This is a genomic window from Thioclava sp. GXIMD4215, assembly GCF_045291555.1.
Classification (GTDB): Bacteria; Pseudomonadota; Alphaproteobacteria; order Rhodobacterales; family Rhodobacteraceae; genus Thioclava; species Thioclava litoralis.
Genome location: NZ_CP149515.1, coordinates 61100 through 77190, shown reverse-complemented (window position 1 = coordinate 77190; position 16091 = coordinate 61100). Strand labels below are relative to the sequence as shown.

General features: G+C 61.6%; 16 protein-coding genes. 3 read left to right on the top strand and 13 right to left on the bottom strand.

Features of this window, described 5'->3' with window-relative positions; all coding sequences use genetic code 11:
• The first annotated feature begins 275 nt into the window (after nucleotides 1-275).
• The gene (locus tag WDB86_RS00345) at nucleotides 276-818 is read left to right on the top strand and encodes a HugZ family protein (RefSeq protein WP_406736277.1); all 543 of its coding nucleotides are present in this window, start codon (nucleotides 276-278) and stop codon (nucleotides 816-818) included.
• A gap of 54 nt (nucleotides 819-872) precedes the next feature.
• Here WDB86_RS00345 and WDB86_RS00340 read toward each other — a convergent pair whose 3' ends face one another.
• From WDB86_RS00340 to WDB86_RS00325, 4 genes are all read right to left on the bottom strand, one after another.
• Entirely contained in the window at nucleotides 873-3161 is a 2289-nt protein-coding gene (locus tag WDB86_RS00340) for a glycosyl hydrolase family 28-related protein (RefSeq protein ID WP_339107736.1), read from the bottom strand.
• Nucleotides 3162-3693: 532 nt separating this feature from the next.
• Nucleotides 3694-4731: an IS110 family transposase gene (locus WDB86_RS00335; protein ID WP_406736276.1), complete on the bottom strand. Its 1038-nt coding sequence runs from the start codon at nucleotides 4729-4731 to the stop codon at nucleotides 3694-3696.
• A gap of 235 nt (nucleotides 4732-4966) precedes the next feature.
• Nucleotides 4967-5599, bottom strand: a complete 633-nt coding sequence (locus tag WDB86_RS00330; RefSeq protein WP_406736275.1) for a hypothetical protein — start codon at nucleotides 5597-5599, stop codon at nucleotides 4967-4969.
• Nucleotides 5600-5713: 114 nt separating this feature from the next.
• Nucleotides 5714-7360, bottom strand: a complete 1647-nt coding sequence (locus WDB86_RS00325; protein ID WP_406736274.1) for a lysine--tRNA ligase — start codon at nucleotides 7358-7360, stop codon at nucleotides 5714-5716.
• Between the two features lie 121 nt (nucleotides 7361-7481).
• Between WDB86_RS00325 and WDB86_RS00320 the strand changes: the two genes are divergently transcribed.
• On the top strand, nucleotides 7482-7910 hold the full coding sequence (locus tag WDB86_RS00320) for a tellurite resistance TerB family protein (protein WP_339107739.1): 429 nt from the start codon (nucleotides 7482-7484) through the stop codon (nucleotides 7908-7910).
• Between the two features lie 18 nt (nucleotides 7911-7928).
• On the opposite strand, the gene dacB is transcribed toward WDB86_RS00320, so the two are convergent.
• The 6 genes from dacB to WDB86_RS00290 all read right to left on the bottom strand — a co-directional run bounded on the left by dacB (nucleotide 7929) and on the right by WDB86_RS00290 (nucleotide 12923).
• The gene (dacB, locus tag WDB86_RS00315) at nucleotides 7929-9359 is read right to left on the bottom strand and encodes a D-alanyl-D-alanine carboxypeptidase/D-alanyl-D-alanine-endopeptidase (protein WP_406736273.1); all 1431 of its coding nucleotides are present in this window, start codon (nucleotides 9357-9359) and stop codon (nucleotides 7929-7931) included.
• A gap of 59 nt (nucleotides 9360-9418) precedes the next feature.
• Nucleotides 9419-10036 (bottom strand): nicotinate-nucleotide adenylyltransferase, encoded by a 618-nt coding sequence (locus WDB86_RS00310; RefSeq protein ID WP_339107741.1) that lies wholly within the window; start codon nucleotides 10034-10036, stop codon nucleotides 9419-9421.
• A 173-nt stretch (nucleotides 10037-10209) separates the two neighbouring features.
• Entirely contained in the window at nucleotides 10210-11238 is a 1029-nt protein-coding gene (locus WDB86_RS00305) for a GGDEF domain-containing protein (protein WP_406721023.1), read from the bottom strand.
• Complete coding sequence (locus WDB86_RS00300; RefSeq protein WP_406736272.1) at nucleotides 11238-11879, bottom strand: heme NO-binding domain-containing protein; 642 nt, start codon at nucleotides 11877-11879, stop codon at nucleotides 11238-11240. Before WDB86_RS00300 ends, WDB86_RS00305 begins: the two co-directional genes overlap by 1 nt.
• Nucleotides 11880-11939: 60 nt before the next feature.
• The gene (locus WDB86_RS00295) at nucleotides 11940-12635 is read right to left on the bottom strand and encodes an HAD family hydrolase (protein WP_406736271.1); all 696 of its coding nucleotides are present in this window, start codon (nucleotides 12633-12635) and stop codon (nucleotides 11940-11942) included.
• 9 nt (nucleotides 12636-12644) lie between these two features.
• Complete coding sequence (locus tag WDB86_RS00290; protein WP_339107745.1) at nucleotides 12645-12923, bottom strand: DUF3572 domain-containing protein; 279 nt, start codon at nucleotides 12921-12923, stop codon at nucleotides 12645-12647.
• A gap of 93 nt (nucleotides 12924-13016) precedes the next feature.
• On the opposite strand from WDB86_RS00290, the gene WDB86_RS00285 reads away from it, so the two are divergent.
• Complete coding sequence (locus WDB86_RS00285; RefSeq protein ID WP_339107746.1) at nucleotides 13017-14414, top strand: diguanylate cyclase domain-containing protein; 1398 nt, start codon at nucleotides 13017-13019, stop codon at nucleotides 14412-14414.
• A 130-nt stretch (nucleotides 14415-14544) separates the two neighbouring features.
• On the opposite strand, the gene WDB86_RS00280 is transcribed toward WDB86_RS00285, so the two are convergent.
• Genes WDB86_RS00280 through WDB86_RS00270 form a run of 3 tightly spaced genes read right to left on the bottom strand, consistent with a single transcriptional unit; the run spans nucleotide 14545 to nucleotide 16024 of the window.
• On the bottom strand, nucleotides 14545-15021 hold the full coding sequence (locus WDB86_RS00280; protein ID WP_339107747.1) for a periplasmic heavy metal sensor: 477 nt from the start codon (nucleotides 15019-15021) through the stop codon (nucleotides 14545-14547).
• Nucleotides 15022-15426: a hypothetical protein gene (locus WDB86_RS00275; protein WP_406736270.1), complete on the bottom strand. Its 405-nt coding sequence runs from the start codon at nucleotides 15424-15426 to the stop codon at nucleotides 15022-15024.
• A 19-nt stretch (nucleotides 15427-15445) separates the two neighbouring features.
• Entirely contained in the window at nucleotides 15446-16024 is a 579-nt protein-coding gene (locus WDB86_RS00270; protein ID WP_339107749.1) for an RNA polymerase sigma factor, read from the bottom strand.
• Nucleotides 16025-16091 lie beyond the last annotated feature (67 nt).

Sequence of the window (16091 nt, the reverse complement as noted above, 5' to 3'; positions counted from 1 at the left end):
ACGTATTTGTAAATTTTTGAAAAATTACGCCGATTTTATGACGTTTCGTCAAACTGTTGCCTGTAGCGCAAAATCAGCATCTACAACTTTAGGCCAAGGGGCTTCGCCGCATCGCAGAAACACTTTATGCGTGTGCAGCATGGCCCGAAGACGAAAATGACCTGATTCGATCCGCCCGAAAGACTGCCCCGGAGACGGCGTGATTTATCCACAAACTTGCCAAGCTCCGCCCGCAATCCTACCCTTTGTAAAACCACCCCAGAGAGGGACATCCGATGCCCGCACCGATCGACATACCAAAAGACCCGCTGCCGCTTTCGGGAGCTGTGCAACGGGCCGATCCAGTGCAGGACGCCGATCAGGAGTCGCGCGATCTTGCGCGCAGATTGCTGGCAGAGTCGCTGTTCGCCGCCATCGGCACCATTGATCCGGCCACCGGCTTTCCGCATGTCTCGCGCATCGCCATCGGGCCCGGTCCGGCGGGTGGATTATGGTCGTTGGTCTCTGGGCTTTCGGTCCATGCCCGCGCACTGGCTGCGGACCCGCGGGCAGGTATGCTGATCGGCATTCCGGGCAGCAAGGGCGACCCGCTGACCCATCCCCGCCTCAGCCTTCAGGTCGAGGCCCGCCCGCTGGACCGGATGGACCCGCGTCATCCCAGCCTGCGCGACCGCTGGCTGGCCGACCATCCCAAATCCAAGCTCTATATCGATCTGGGCGATTTCTACTTCATCGAGTTCCATATCCTCGCAGCCCAGCTCAATGGCGGTTTTGCCCGTAGCTATCGCCTGACCGCTACCGACCTGCTGCAAAGCTGAAAGCCGCCCCCCGAAGGAAGCGGCGTGTATCGGCCCGAAACCCGCATGGCTCGGTCAAACAGGTGTGTCCATCCGCAGCCTGACCTGCAACCGCCCGCGCGTGGCCTTTGACCAGTTCAGCCAGACCTGTTGCTTCGCCGTGCCCTGTTCGACCTGCACATAGGGCATTTCGGTCACCCGTGCCGCGCTGCCATCACGCACCATCCCCTCGGCCACGATCCCTTCGACATTGCGCGCCCATCCCCCGAACGGCATGTACTCGGCCGCATCCAGCACCCAGACCTGCTGCGCGGTGGACTGGTTCATCTCCAGCGTCACCGGCGAACAGGTGAATTTGGTGACCCCGTTGAACATATTCCCTTCAATCATCACATTCCGGATACGGGAATAATCCAGATCGGCAAAGGTGGTATCGACCTTCTCGATCTTGTCGATGGTGCCATTGAGCGACTTGAACACATTGTTCGAGATATTCAGCCCCTGAATGAAATGCCCCGTGCCATAGGGCTTGATCGAGAACCATGTGAACCAGGCGGCCGTGTTGATGCACACACAGGTATTGCCAGTCACCGTCAGCCCGCCAAAGCTGTATTCATTGCCGAAATCGGGGGTGGCGTCATGTTCATTGGTCCATTCGATAATGTTGTTATCGATGTAATTGCCGGTGACTGCCGATTGCACATTGGTCTGGGTAAAGACCAGCCCCGCCACCCGCGTGGCCGAGGTCTCGTTATCGCCCTGAAACCAGTGGTTGCCCACGATCAGATGCCCCGAGCCGTTCAGCACGAAGGTGGTGCCAAAGCGCACGAAGCGCGAGTCGCGGATCTTCACGTCATTGGCGTTGACATTCAGCACCACCGATTTGCGGTCCTGGGCGGGGGTGGATTGCTCGTCCGAGAGGAACTGGCAACCGTCGATCAGAAAGTCCTGACACCCCCGCCCGATCGAGGTGAAGACCCGATCCTTGGGCCGCACCACATAGCTGTCGCGGATCTGGTTCATCTGCCCGTCCGGCGCAAACATCCACGCGCTGGACACGCCGTTACACAGGATCTCGACATTGGCGATATTGAAGCGGTCCAGTTTGTCCATCCCCGAGAAATCCAGCACATACTGATAGCGGGTGAAAGTATAGCTCCGCGTGCCCGACCCGCCATAAAGCGGCTGGCTCAGGGTGATGGTCTGCGCGCCCACATTCTTGGCCCGCACATAGACCTCGCGCCCGACCCCTGTGCCGGTGATATGCGCGCCCACGGGAATATTCGCCACATTGGCAACCCCCGTCAGGGTCGTCGGCTGCGCGATATTATAGGTGGCCGCGCTCGTCACCGTCACATCATTCCATGCCGTCCCCTCGATCACATTCAACTGGCCGTTCTGCAGCACACGACGGTTGGAAAAGCTGGACAGATCGGGGGCATATTCCTCGACCCGCAGCGGCTTGGTGATTTCCACCCGACGGCCTTTCAGGTCCAGAACGTTATGATCCACATAGCCGAACAGCGCCTGCAACGCCTTGCGCAGGCCAAGCTCCTCATCGCCAAAGGCCGCGGCATAGGTCGGGAAATCATAGCTCGTCATCAGCGCCAGCCGTGCCGCCGCGGGCATCACCAGCGTCCCGATAAACCGCATGGGCGATTGCAACGAGATCGAGGACGCAATGTAGTAGCTGCCCTCCGGCACCAGAACCGTGCGCCCGCCCGCATCACTATCGGCTGCCGCAAAGGCTGCCGCATCATCGGTGCTGCCATCGCCCTTGGCCCCGTAATCGCGCACATCCACCATGCCGATCAGATCGCGGAAGAAATACTCGCTGACATCCTCGATCTCCAGATCGTCGATGCGCACCACTCCGCCCGTCTGTCCGGTCAGATCAATGCCGAAATGGCCGTAAACAGGGTCCATTCCCCAAGCCATATCCACGCCTTCGCGGGCGGCAACCGAAACGATGGCCCGCACCGTGACCACCTCGCCATAGGCCGATAGCGCTGTGGCCGCCCCCACCTCGGTCAGCCCCGACACATGCGCCGACGCGCCCATCGCATAGCCCGCAATCCGCACGCTGGGAAGGTTCCCGCTGACCGCCTTCACCCGTGCGGTGATCTGCAGATAGAGACCGGGCCGGATTGGCACCTGACCCATCCAGCGCAGTTTCTGCGTGGACTGGGTCTTCTGCAGTTCCAGACAGCCCCCAAAATCGGCATCCGAGGGCACATAAGCCGCCGAGGCCGAACCCGCATATGTCGCAGACCCGCTGGTTCCGTTGGCCGAAGACCAGACATCCAACCCGTCCGAAAATGCGGGCGGCATGATGGCCAGCCCCTCGGTTATCGCGACATTCATAGCATCCTCCTGTGATCATCGGCATCACCCGCAAGGCGTGCTCCGGAAAGCTCCGGCCAACGCCATCTGCAAAGATCTTCTGCCGCCTTCCGTAATGGGGCGTACTCTGTCAAGCGCTTTTCCCACTTATAAATCAGCCCCCTACGCCCTTGGCGTGGTGGTGAGGCGAGGTGTGTTCGGCGCGGAGACCTCGCACATCGGAGCGCCGGACGCACCGGATCTCTGGCCAGCCCACCGCTTGTTCGGTGTTGTCCGCTCAAGGCCGTGCTTTTGCGAGTGTGCCGAGGGGTTTCCCGTACCGGGATGATGCTTCCGTCCGTAGTCAGCGCGGTGGCTGCCACATCATGCCTGGTCCAAATGCGGTGCCCGAGTGCCTATCTGATCAGCGCGCTCAGACAGCAAGTGTCTGGCAACAAGGCGGCTGTCGGCATCATCGGGGACCGCGTCCCGGCAGGGACCTCGGTGAGCATCGCGTATCGGCGCGGCCCTATCCTCCTTTTGCAGGTTGCGCGTATTCGGTGGCCGTCGACGCTTACGCCGACGCGGCCATCGCCTTTTCACGTGTGAATTGGAACTCGGTGCCATCACGCCACATGCGGTGCAGCACGACCCCGATGCGCCGCGCAAGAGCGACCGTCGCACGTTTCTTCCCGCGCCGCCCGGCAACACGCAACGCCCAAGCTGTCAGCCAGTTGGGTCGCGCTCGGTTCAACATCACCGTCGCGGCCAGATAGAGCGCCGTGCGCAAGGAGGCATCTCCTGCCCGGGTGATCTGGCCGACGACGTCGCGCTCCCCGGATTGGTCCCGTCGGGGCGTCAAGCCGACCCATGGGCCGACATCCTTCGATGAGTGAAATCGCTCCGGATCGTCGATGCCGGATCTGACGGTGAGCGCGATGATCGCGCCGACACCAGGCATTGTCATCATCAAGCGACAGATGGGATCGGACTTGGCGTGCGCGCGGAGCAGCTTTTCCAGACCAGCCAGCTCATCGCGCAAGGACCTGCGCGCTGTCAGGATCGGATTGGCTGCGGCCTCCAGCATGGGATTGCCGGCGCTCAGTTCCCGAATCCGTTCCTCGAAGCGCCCCTTGGAAATCGTCCCGATCTTCAGCCCGAAGTTGCGCAGCACGCCACGGATCGACAACTCAAGGTCCAGCATGGCCTTCTGGATCGACTTCCGCGCTGTAAGCAGAGCCCGCATTTCCTGCGCCGACAACGACTTGCAATGGACCTGCCGGAACCAGCCCATTTGCAACAGACGCGCGATCCCTTGGGCGTCGCGCCGGTCGGTCTTGATCGGCATCGCTTTCATGGCCCCCTTCACGAGGCGCGTCTCCATCAACACAGTCTTGAAGCCAACCTCTGTCAGGTGCTTGTGCAGCCACTGCGACAGAGGTCCGGCTTCCAGACCCACAGCAACCGGATTGCCTGCCAGGCTGCGCAGGACGCTTGCCAACTCCTCGGGCTCACTGGCAGCCGTCGTTTCCTTGACCACCTTCCCATGCGCCGTCACCACACAGATCGCAGTGCTTATCAGCGAAACGTCCAAACCAATATAAACTTCCATGTCGTTGCCCTCATCATTTACCTGATAGGGGCGCGCTTCACGGCACGACCCCTTTGACACGCAACTGGCGTGCCAAAGGGTAACGACACCTTAACTCCACACGGTGATCAACTCACAGTGCTGGTCGGACGCGCCGAGCCCCATTACGGCATCTGATCACAGGCTGGTCCTCAGGTATGAACATCTTCCGACCGCAGCGTCCGCTTGCAACAGCCGGCGCAACAGGGCGAGGATTTCAGAAGGCAAAACCGGCAGAAACCGTCATAAACGGCACCACCGAGACTTCCTCCAGATCGGCATTAATGCGGGCCTGCTCCACCTCGACCGCGCGCTTGTCCACAGAATCAAGCGCCTCGAGCCCCGTCAGATGCAGAGTATGGGTGGCAATTTTTCCGCCCAGCTCGACCCCTGCATAAAACGCCGAGCCCGAGAAATAACGATAGCCCACCGACACCACCGGCGCCACATCCTGCGATTGTGCCACCTCGAAACCGAAGGCCCCCGATACAGGGCCGCTCCCGGTGTCAATCTCGCGCAACTGTCCCGAAAAATCATATCCGCCCCAAAGCACACCCCCCGAGACAAACACACCATTTTCCCACGGCCTGTAATCCAGCACCACCCCGCCCTGAAACGAGTCGAGCCCGCCGTGAAAGGCCGTGCCTCTCTGGTTAACAGATACAGATCCCAGCTCCGCCGCATAAACCGGCAGCCGCAGCGACAGATTCGGCCCCAGTGCCACCTCGGGCGCCAGATAGGCCCCAAGGCTGGACATGCCGGTATCTATGAAGAAATCACGATCAATATCAAATGCATAACCGGAAGACACACCGGCAAGCAGACAGCATAGACTGAGACGGACAAGCATGGCAGCACCTCTGGCAGGAGATAGGCCAAGTGTCGCGCGGATAGCTCAATCTATAGTTAACAAAACCGCCCCGAAGCAAAAATCCGGAGCGGTTTCACAAGTCTTGGATCTGGCTCAGGCGACCAGTTCGCCCTTCAGCGCACGCGTGATCAGCGCCACGGTCTCATCCGCCCCGTAAAGTGCGATAAACCCGCCGAAACGCGGTCCTTGGGATTGCCCCAACAGCACCTCGTACAGCGCCTGGAACCACGCGCGCAGGTTGTCGAACCCGTGGTTCTTGCCAATCGCGAACACCAAGGTCTGCAGGAAATCATCCGAGGTCATATCGGCTTCGGGAGCGGCCTCGCCTTTGCCCTCGGCGTCGTTTTTCTTGGCAATCTCGGCCACAGCGCGGGCCGGATCTTGCAGGCAGTCCAGCAGATCTTCCAGCGCCGCACGCTCCTGATCCGACGGCAGGCGGAATTGCAGCGTGGGCTTCACGAAATCATCGAAGTAACGCAGCGCGAAGCCCGCCGCCTGATCCAGATCGGGATGGCTCTCGGGGGTCGCTTCCGGCGCATAGCGGCGGATAAAGCCCCATAGCCCGTCCTTATCCGCAGCCCCTGCCACCGACGCAAGGTTCAGCAGCATCGAGAACGGCACCACCATCTTCGATTCCGGCGGCTGACCGCCGTGGATGTGCCAGACAGGGTTGGCCACCTGCTGCTCCAGCGTCTGATCGGGGAAGGCGCGCAGCTGCTGGTGATATTCGTCCATCATCTTCGGGATGACATCGAAATGCAGCCGTTTCGCGGTCTTCGGCTTGAGGAACATGAAATAGCCCAAGCTCTCGGTCGAGGCATAGGTCAGCCATTCGTCGATCGACAGGCCATTGCCCTTGGACTTCGAGATTTTCTCGCCATTGGCATCAAGGAAAAGCTCATAGGTGAAATGCTCGGGCTTCTTGCCGCCCAAGATCTCGCAGATACGGTCGTAGATCGGGGTGTTGGTCGAGTGGTCCTTGCCATACATCTCGAAATCGACGCCCAAAGCCGCCCAACGCGCGCCGAAATCCGGCTTCCATTGCAGCTTCACATTGCCGCCCGTCACCGGCAGCGTCCATTCGCGGCCATCCTCGTCGTCGAAGGTGATCGTGTAATCCGCCACATTCACCGATTTCATCGGCACATAAAGAACACGCCCCGTCTCGGGATGGATCGGCAGGAAGATCGAATAGGTCGAGGCCCGCTCGTCGCGCAGCGATTTCAGCATCACCTTCATGATGTCATCATAGCGCTCGACCGCGCGTTTCAGCACCTCGTCGAACTGGCCCGATTTGTAGAATTCGGTTGCCGAATAAAACTCGTATTCAAAGCCGAACGTATCAAGGAAACGACGCAGCATCGCGTTGTTATGATGGCCGAAGCTCTCATATTCCTCGAACGGGTCCGGCACCGAGGTCAGCGGCTTTTGCGCGTTCTCGTGCAGCATCTCCTGATTGGGCACATTCGACGGGATCTTGCGCATCCCGTCCATGTCATCCGAGAAACAGATCAGGCGGGTCGGGATATCCGAGATCGCTTCAAACGCGCGGCGGATCATCGTCGTGCGCGCCACCTCGCCAAAGGTGCCGATATGCGGCAGCCCCGAGGGACCATAGCCCGTCTCGAACAGCACATAGCCCTTTTCGGGCGGCTGTTTCTCGTACCGTTTGAGGATGCTGCGCGCTTCTTCAAAGGGCCATGCTTTGGACTTCAGTGCGGCGTCGCGCAGAGTGCTCATGCTATACCTCATAACGGTGGAATTGGGCGAAAAACCGCCCCGTTGCCCTTCCCCTATTGAACGCGGGCAGGGTCGTCAATAACTCAAGCCTCATAACCCTGTTTGCAAAGGACCAAAGACCATGCCGGATGCCCTTCCCTCGCTTTCGCCGCAAGATGCCCTTGTGGCGGTCATGGTGGCGGTTTCCGCCTCGGATGAAGAGATCCGCACCTCGGAACTGGTGGCGATCGAGCGCATCGTGAACCACCTGCCGGTCTTTGCCGATTACGATGCGGACCGGATCGGCACGATCGCCCGCACCGTCTTTGCGCTGTTCGAGGAGGAAGACGGTATCGAGGCGCTATTCGGGCTTGTGCGCGACAGCCTGCCGCAAGCGATGTCCGAAACCGCCTATGCGCTGGCCTGCGATGTAGCCGCAGCCGACGGGCTTCTCAACCAGCCCGAATTGCGCATGCTGGAAGAAACGCGGATCGAACTGGGGCTTGACCGCCTGCACGCCGCCGCAATCGAGCGTGGAGCCCGCGCCCGTCATATGGTGCTACCGGCCTGAATACCGACTGCGCAGGGGTTAGCCGTAAACAGCACCCCATCGCATAAGCAGTTGCGACTGAAGTATTTTCGAACGCTTCACCCATTCCACCGACCCCGCCGGACGATCTTCGTCCTGCGTGCGGCGGCGGCGGTCCACATCGCCGGTCAGGATGGCAAACATCAGCTCGCGCCCGTTCGGTGCCGTCATATAGCCCGCCAGCGAGGACACGAAATTCAGCGTGCCGGTCTTCGCATCTACCGCAAAAGGCTGGCTTTGCAGGTTGCGCCCTGCCGCATCACGCAGCTTGAAAGGTTTGACAAGGTTGCGCAGACCCATCGGCTGGCCTGCGGCAATCACCCGCACCATATCCATCGCCGTCACACGCGACGCGCCGCCCAGCCCCGAATGGTCGACAAGATCGATCGCCTGCGTGCCCGCCTTCGCTGCAATCCACCGGCTCATCGCGGTCCCCGAGCGCCCGCGCGCGGCCGGCAAACCACGCACCGTCGAGGAGGTCATCCCCACCGCCTCGGCCGTCAGGTTGGTGGAATATTTCAGCATATCCTGCAGGATAGTCGGCAGAAGCTGCGAGGCATGGGTCACCAGAACCGTGCCGACAGGAGCCGTCTTGGCCTCTTGCGGGCTGGGCAGGGGGCAGCCCTGCCCGCGCGCCAGCGTCTGGAACACATCCCCCGCATAGGCCGTCGGATGCCGCACTGGCAGCCAGCGCGACCCAGAGCGCCCCAAGGCAGGGGCCGCCACCGTCCATTGCTCTTTTCCCCCGCGATCCGAATAGGCGAAAAGCGGCGACTGGCGCGCTGCCACCTGCATCGACGCGGTATAGGCCGTCGGCGTGTAGCTGTCGCCGCGGGCATCCATCGTCAGTTGATAGCCGTTTCCGGCACGTTTCCACGCAAAATAGACGCGGTTATAGTTCAGGATCAGCCCAGAGATAGAGGGGTTATAGCTGACATAAACGGGCTGGTCCTTCGCGATTTCCTCGGCATAGGGCAGCGCCCCGCCCCAGACAAGAAACCGCCCCGTCACGCCCCGCACCCCGATCCGCGCAAGCTCTGCCGCCATTGCCCCCAGATGATCGGTCGAAAGCGTCGGGTCCGCCCCGCCCGACAGGACCAGATCGCCCTGAATCACGCCATTCACCACCGGCCCCGTCGCAATCAGCCACGTGCCGAAACGGTAGTTTGTTCCAAGGGTTTCAAGGGCATAAAGCGTCGTGATGGTTTTTGCCGTCGAGGCGGGCGGCAGACCCATCGTCGGGTTGCGCGCTTCCAGCACCTGCCCGCTGCGCGCATCCATCACCACATAGCCGACATCGCCCCCCAGCCGCGCCGCCTGCACATACCCCTCGCCCGAGGCCACCTGGGCCTGCGCCAATGTCGGCGGTGCCGCCAGCCCAAGAGTAGAAGCCGCCAGACCCGTAACGAAACCGCGCCGAGAAACCTGCATCGTGCCAAACCGCCTTTTTCTGGAATGTCTGGCGAGAATAACCCGCGCGAGGCTCTGGTTCAAGCTTCGCGCGCAGGGCTTTTCCAGTCTCCGGCATCGCGGATACGGGTCGAGGATTCCGAAGACATCGGCATGTTGATAAAGCACCAGCGCGGCGCAGGCCCCGCCGCCAGTTCCTGCGAACGCCATCCGGGCAGTTTGGCATGGGCGAAAACCCGCGCCGCTTTCGAACAGCGTGCCCGCAACCGCACCCCGGGGCGCGCCAGAACCCCGACCGGCATCCGGTCGAAAATATCCTGCCAGTGATCCCAGCGGTCGATCTGGATCAGGTTGTCCGCCCCCATCAGCCAGACAAAATCCACCTGCCGATAATGGGCCTGCAGCGCACGCAGCGTATCGGCGGTAAAACATGTGCCCAGCCGCTGTTCCAGATCGGTGATCTTGATCCGGGGATCGGGCATGACCTCGCGCGCGCGCCGCATCCGCGCGGCCAGCGGCGCAGGCCCCTTGGCCTTGAGCGGATTGCCCGGACTGAGCAGCCACCAGACCTGATCCAGCCCGAACCGCCGTAGTGCCACACGACTGATATGGGCATGCCCCTGATGGGCCGGATCGAAAGATCCCCCCAAGAGGCCGATGCGCATTCCCGGACGGGCTATAGGAAAATTCTGGCTCATGCGCGAAGACCTAGCCAAAGCACCTGCGGATGGGAAGCCCAAATGCGACATTATGCCACTGCCGCGTGCGGAAACTGCCCGTGGGCAGGACACCGCACAAAAGGCTGTGCTCCGCAGCGCAAAGCCGCATGTTTGCGCGGTTTTCCTGCACGGCGGCCCGTGAAAGGGCCTGCCTAGGATGCTCCCCCCGACCCCGGCACCGACAGGGTGCAACGGGCGCGTCCTTCCCGCTTCGAGGTGTAAAGCGCGGCATCGGCATCGGCCATCATTTCTTCCGCCACCGGATCGTCGTAATCTTGCGACATCGCCACCCCGATCGAGCCTGAAATCCGGCATTCATGCCCCTCGAAGGGGATCGGCTCTTCCAGACGGGCAATGATGCGCGCGCCCATCATCCGCAGCCGCTCCGGATCGACCGAATCGCGCAGCAGCATCACGAATTCATCGCCCCCCACCCGCGAGACGACATCCATCTCGCGCGTTTCCTCGCGCAGGATTTTGGCCACCACCGCCAGAACATGATCGCCCGCCGCATGGCCAAGCGTGTCATTCACCGCCTTGAAATGGTCCAGATCAAGCTGGGCCAGCGCGAAGGGCGCCCCCCCGCGACGACCGGCCTCTAGACTGGCCTCCAGTGCGATATCGAAGGCGCGGCGGTTGGACAGGCCGGTCAGCGGATCTGTGCGCGCCGCATCTTCCGCGCTGCGGCGGGCGCGCTCCAGCCGGTGATTGAGCGCACGCAACTCTCCCAGAACGGCCGTCTTGGCCTCTTGCAGATAGAGCAGCTCCATCGTGAGGTCGGAGGTGGAGAAATCGGCTTCGGTCAGGCGGAAGGCCCGGATTGCCTTGTTAAGATGCACCCCGAATGTCAGGTTGAGCATCACCCCCCGCTGGACGATCGGCACCACCACACCACGCAAAGACACGTCGGGCCAGCTGCGCGGGGTCAGATGGATCCGCCGCGACGGGGAAATATCGAACGTGGCCTGCCGTGTCCGGCCCCGCCCCATCTGGAAGCAATCCGTCACCGAATGCCCGAGCGCGGAGGCACCGCCCACCACTTTCATCAGGGTCGGCCCCATGCCCAAAATCGTGCCATCCCCGTCCAGCCACAGAAACATCGGCATCAACTGGCCCAGAGCCTCGACCGACAAGGTGGGCGCGCGCGGCACGGGGGCGGTCTCCATCTGGCTGATCAACATCACACTCTCCCCGCCGGTGCCGCGAGGTCGAAGCTGCGACCTTCGGCAAAACTTTCTTCAAGCAGGGTGACCAAAACGTCTTCCTGCACCATCTGGTCGTCACAGACGCCGCCCCGATCCTGCACATGATCGAGATATTCGATAAAGGCCAGAGCCCCGTAATCATCGGCCATCGCGCGGACCAGACCGGTCATCGCCGCCCCCCAGCCCAGCATCTTGCTATGAACGGACAGCCGGTAAACCCCCACATGCTCGAGAGAGCAGGTAAGTTCCGGCATTTCGAGATCGGGCAGAGCCATCTGCGCCCTGCCCTGCATCTCGTTCAGAGATAACAGAAATTCCGGATAGTCGGGGCCGCTGAACCGCAAGAGCCTGCGCACCGGCTCGATCATGGCGACATAGGCCCCGAGGTCTTCCAGAAAGCCCAGCCGCGGCTTGTTCAGCCGTGTGGAAGCCGCCGCCAGCAAGGCGTCCGTATGGGAATGGTCATAGGTCAGCATCGCCTCATAGCCTTCGGGAGGAATGCCGATTTCAGTCGCGACATCCAGCCAGACAGCCGTGCCGTAATTTCCAATCAAAAAGGTCTGAATCGAGGTATTTATAAGGCCATGCATGACAATCGGACCCGGGTTAAGCGACATATGCGCCCAGCCTAGATCCTGACTGTTAAAATACCCTCAACCCGTCATAAGACATCAGCCTCAACCCTGACTGGCAAGCCATTCGGGCAATTCACCAATATCGGACAGAATAGCCTGCGCGAAAGGGGCCAGCACCTCGGCGGTGGCCGGACCGGTCAGCACCCCGACCGGCATCATACCCGCCGCTTTTGCCGCCTGAAGGTCATGCAGGCTGTCACCCAGCATCACACAAGCCTCCGCCGCGACCCCCAGCTTCTGCGCCAGTGCCAGCAGCGGTGCCGGATCGGGTTTGGCCCCGAACCCGCTATCGGCGCCCATCACATAGTCGAAATAATCCAGCGCCGCCTCGCGGTGCAGATGGACCCGCGCCGACGCCTCGGCATCATTGGTCATCACCCCCAGTTTCAACCCCCGCGCACGCAAGCGCGGCAGCAAATCTGCCAGCGGTGCTGCGGCCACCTGCGGTGCGCCCTGCGCCATGCGGTGCATCTCCTGCGCCAGATCCGCGCGGGACCATTGCGGCAGATGCGCGGCCAGCGCGGCAACGATCTCGTCCATTGTTCCCGCAATCGCCACCGAGCTGGGCCGGAACCGCCCCGCCTGAAGGTCATAGTCTATGGCCTCCGCCAGCACCGTTGCCAAGGCCGGATCGCCGTCCGACAGATGCTGCAGCAGATCGCGGGCCCATGCGCTCCATGTCGCATGGAAATCGAACAGGGTTCCGTCTTTGTCAAACAGCAGCGCCGCAATCTGCATGAAAGCTCCTCAGGTCCAATGCATCTGGTCGCCGCCGCCCAGAACGGCCCGCGCGGCAACAAGTTCGTCGGGGCGATAGCCCAGATCCTGCGCACAGTCGATCACCCATGCGTCCTGCGTCAGGATAAAATCCAGCAGCGCCGTCTGGAAACCGGTCTCGCGCGCGATGGAACGGATCTGGCTGGCCTCGGCGCCGCTGACGTTGAGAAAGGCCTCCAGCAGGTTTTCCCGACCAGCCAGCCAGCCCAATGCACCAAGCGCGATCTCTTCGGCAGTTTCTTGCCGCATTTGAATTTCCTTTCCGACAAGTCGAAACATTTTATTAACCTAATACCAAGCAATATGCACAAGTGAATTAACGCCGAGGGAGAACAAGGCGTCATGGCAGGCAAGATCCTGATTGCAGACCAGATCGCGACCAATCGCATCATGCTCAAGGCAAAGCTTGCCGGAGCACGCTACGATGTCGTCTTGGCCAGTAACGGGCAGATGGCACTAAACCTTGCCATCCGCGAGCGCCCCGAGCTGATCCTGATCGATCAGGCGCAACCGGATATGAGCGGGGTGGAGCTTGTGCACCATCTGAAAACCGACCCGCTGACCAGCGAAATTCCCGTGATTTTCCTGCATCAGCCGGAAGATATCGCCAACCGTCTGGCCGCATTGCGGGCGGGGGCCGATGTCTGCCTGCCCAAACCCTATGACGAGGTGCTGCTGCTGGCGCGTCTGCGCAGCCTGCTGCGGACCCGTTCCACCGATGCCGAAATGCGCCTGCGCGAAAGCACCTTCCGCGATCTGGGCTTTGCCGAAGGGCCGGCCACCTTCGCCGCACCGGCACGGATCGGGCTGATCGCCCCGACCCGCGTGCAGGCCGCCGCATGGAAACAGGCCTTGGCGCGGCATCTCCCCGCCAATTACCTGACCATTCTCGAACGCTCCGAGGCGCTGAGCGTGGCCACCGAAGCCCAAAGCGCTTTCGACGCGCTTATTCTGGCTGCGGATCTGTCGCGCCGCGACGAGGGGTTGCGCCTGATGGCCGAGCTGCGTGCCCGTGCCGGATCGAAAGCGGCGGTGATCTGCATTGCCGCCGAGGCCGAGGCCCGCGAAACGGCGGTGATGGCTCTGGATCTGGGGGCCGATGATGTGCTGCCCGCCGATATGACCGCCCGCGAAACCACCGAGGATATCGCCTTACGCCTGCGCCGCCATCTGGCCCGCAAACGCCGCCTTGACCAAAGCCGGAAGAACCTGACCGAAGGGCTGCGCCTTGCCACGATCGACCCGCTGACGGGGCTGTATAACCGCCGTTATGCCATGCCGCAGCTGGAACGGATCGCCGATCATGCCCGCCGCACCGGCAAGGATTTTGCCGTGATGCTGCTGGATCTGGACCGTTTCAAGGACATCAACGACACCTATGGCCATGCCGTCGGAGATAGCGTGCTGACCGAGGTTGCCCATCGTCTGAGCACCGTGCTGGACGGTAATGACCTCCTTGCCCGCATCGGCGGCGAGGAGTTCCTGATCGCTCTGCCCGACTGCCCGCCCGAAGAGGCGCGACTGGCGGCGGACCTGCTTTGTCGGGTGATCAACGAACGCCCCTTCCACCGCGCCAATGGGCCGGATCTGAACGTGACGATCTCGATCGGGCTGGTGCTGGGCGACGAGCGCCTCCGGTCCATCGATCATCTGTTCGAGGCGGCAGATCACGCGATGCTGCTGTCCAAACATAACGGGCGCAATCAGGTGCAGGTCTTTCCCTGCCCCTCGGCCGCCTGAACGCCCCCGCCCCCGCCTCTGCCCCCAAGGCCCGAAGCCCCCGCAACAGCGATAGGAACAACAAAACGCCCCGCCGGTTTTTCCAGCGGGGCGTTCGAACAGCGCGTCCTGCAACCGCTCACGCGGCAGGCTAATGCTGCGGTGGCGGGCCACCCCCTTCTTCTTCATGGGTGCGAATCCGCTCGACAAAGGTCTTGCGGTCCTCGGGGGTGAGTGTCCCGAGCCACTTCACCATAATATCCTCGCCGGTCTGGATACGGGACACGATATGCATCCGGTGCGCATTCAGCGCATCGCGCACGGCGACCTCGTCATAGGGGGTCTGCTCGATCGCCGTCAGAATCCTGTCCAGCCAGACATCCATAGCACCGGGATAATTGTTGAACTCGAACCCTTCGGCCTTGGCCATCTTGGTCAGGGTCTGGCGGTCCGCATCGGTCAACCCACGGTCAAAAGGCCCCAGCCCGACCTGCGGCGGCTGGGGGCCGCGATTGGCGGGACCGAAGGCACCGCCAATGATAACGCCTGCGACCAAGAGATTGAGCGTGACGGAAATCATAAGTGCCCAGCGGGTCTTACGATCCCCTTTGCGCCTTGTCTCGTTCATTTAATAAGCTCCAGACTCGCTTGCGACCTGCGCGGCAACGGAGAACAGATCACCGGTCGGCAACAGCTCAACAGTTGTTGCCTCAGCGGTGGAAATCGTCTTCAGCCCAACATAGGACAAAGGATTGCCACTCGACAAACCAATAATGACGCCCGTGCAGGTTGCCGCCACCATGCCGCCCATCGGCAACCAGTTGCGTGCGGCATCGCGCAGCACGGATATCAGACCGAATAGACCGCCGGTCCAGGCCACATCCGCCGCCCCCGGAGCGCCGGGACGCAAGTGCTGTGCCTGCATCTGTAGACCATCCGCCAGCACGCGCGCCAGAAATTCGGGCGACGGCTCGGGCTGCTGGTCCCGCGCGGCTTGCCAGAATGGCTCAAGCTTATGTTCGTCAACCATCATCACACCCTCCTTCACGGCCTTAATCCCTGTCATAGCCAAGACTATCCTTACGTTGGCGTAACAGGGCGGCCAATGCACGTTTCCCCCGTGCTGTCAGACTTTCTACGGCCTCCACGCCGGTTTCCATCGCTTCCGCGATCTCCGGATTGGATAAACCTTCAAGATGGCGTAAAATCACCGCCTGTTTCTGGCGGATCGGCAACTGGTCCAGTGCCCATTGTAACGCCTCAGCGCGCTGATTTTCCAGCATTTGTTCATCAACAGACAAAGTTTCATCGGCAGGATCGCCCGCTTCGTCCAAAGATGTGGCGCGCCGTTTGCGCAAACGGTCCGTCGCCAGATTCGAGGTCACACGATACAGCCATGTGGAAACTTTGGCTTCCCCCACACGCCATTGCGGGGCAATTTTCCACAGCCGCAACATGGCTTCCTGCGCCACATCCTCGGCTTCGGCCTCATCGCGCAGCATGCGGCAGGCCAGACGATAGCTCAATGGCGCAAGGCGCACTGTCAGCGCCTGCGCTGCAGCACGGTCGCCCTGACCATAGGCCAGAAGCAATGCCTCGTCGGATGTTTCTGCCCCCATTTCGACTGCCATTCCTTTCGCCTGTTCTCCCCCTAGCAGATACCGGAATTTCCGCAAGACAGAGCGCCAGACACATAAC

Bases quoted from the DNA above. Each gene is read 5' to 3' on its own strand.
- WDB86_RS00345 (WP_406736277.1), top strand. From the start codon at position 276: ATGCCCGCACCGATCGACATACCAAAAGACCCGCTGCCGCTTTCGGGA.
- WDB86_RS00340 (WP_339107736.1), bottom strand. From the start codon at position 3,161: ATGAATGTCGCGATAACCGAGGGGCTGGCCATCATGCCGCCCGCATTT.
- WDB86_RS00335 (WP_406736276.1), bottom strand. From the start codon at position 4,731: ATGGAAGTTTATATTGGTTTGGACGTTTCGCTGATAAGCACTGCGATC.
- WDB86_RS00330 (WP_406736275.1), bottom strand. From the start codon at position 5,599: ATGCTTGTCCGTCTCAGTCTATGCTGTCTGCTTGCCGGTGTGTCTTCC.
- WDB86_RS00325 (WP_406736274.1), bottom strand. From the start codon at position 7,360: ATGAGCACTCTGCGCGACGCCGCACTGAAGTCCAAAGCATGGCCCTTT.
- WDB86_RS00320 (WP_339107739.1), top strand. From the start codon at position 7,482: ATGCCGGATGCCCTTCCCTCGCTTTCGCCGCAAGATGCCCTTGTGGCG.
- dacB (WP_406736273.1), bottom strand. From the start codon at position 9,359: ATGCAGGTTTCTCGGCGCGGTTTCGTTACGGGTCTGGCGGCTTCTACT.
- WDB86_RS00310 (WP_339107741.1), bottom strand. From the start codon at position 10,036: ATGAGCCAGAATTTTCCTATAGCCCGTCCGGGAATGCGCATCGGCCTC.
- WDB86_RS00305 (WP_406721023.1), bottom strand. From the start codon at position 11,238: ATGTTGATCAGCCAGATGGAGACCGCCCCCGTGCCGCGCGCGCCCACC.
- WDB86_RS00300 (WP_406736272.1), bottom strand. From the start codon at position 11,879: ATGTCGCTTAACCCGGGTCCGATTGTCATGCATGGCCTTATAAATACC.
- WDB86_RS00295 (WP_406736271.1), bottom strand. From the start codon at position 12,635: ATGCAGATTGCGGCGCTGCTGTTTGACAAAGACGGAACCCTGTTCGAT.
- WDB86_RS00290 (WP_339107745.1), bottom strand. From the start codon at position 12,923: ATGCGGCAAGAAACTGCCGAAGAGATCGCGCTTGGTGCATTGGGCTGG.
- WDB86_RS00285 (WP_339107746.1), top strand. From the start codon at position 13,017: ATGGCAGGCAAGATCCTGATTGCAGACCAGATCGCGACCAATCGCATC.
- WDB86_RS00280 (WP_339107747.1), bottom strand. From the start codon at position 15,021: ATGAACGAGACAAGGCGCAAAGGGGATCGTAAGACCCGCTGGGCACTT.
- WDB86_RS00275 (WP_406736270.1), bottom strand. From the start codon at position 15,426: ATGATGGTTGACGAACATAAGCTTGAGCCATTCTGGCAAGCCGCGCGG.
- WDB86_RS00270 (WP_339107749.1), bottom strand. From the start codon at position 16,024: ATGGCAGTCGAAATGGGGGCAGAAACATCCGACGAGGCATTGCTTCTG.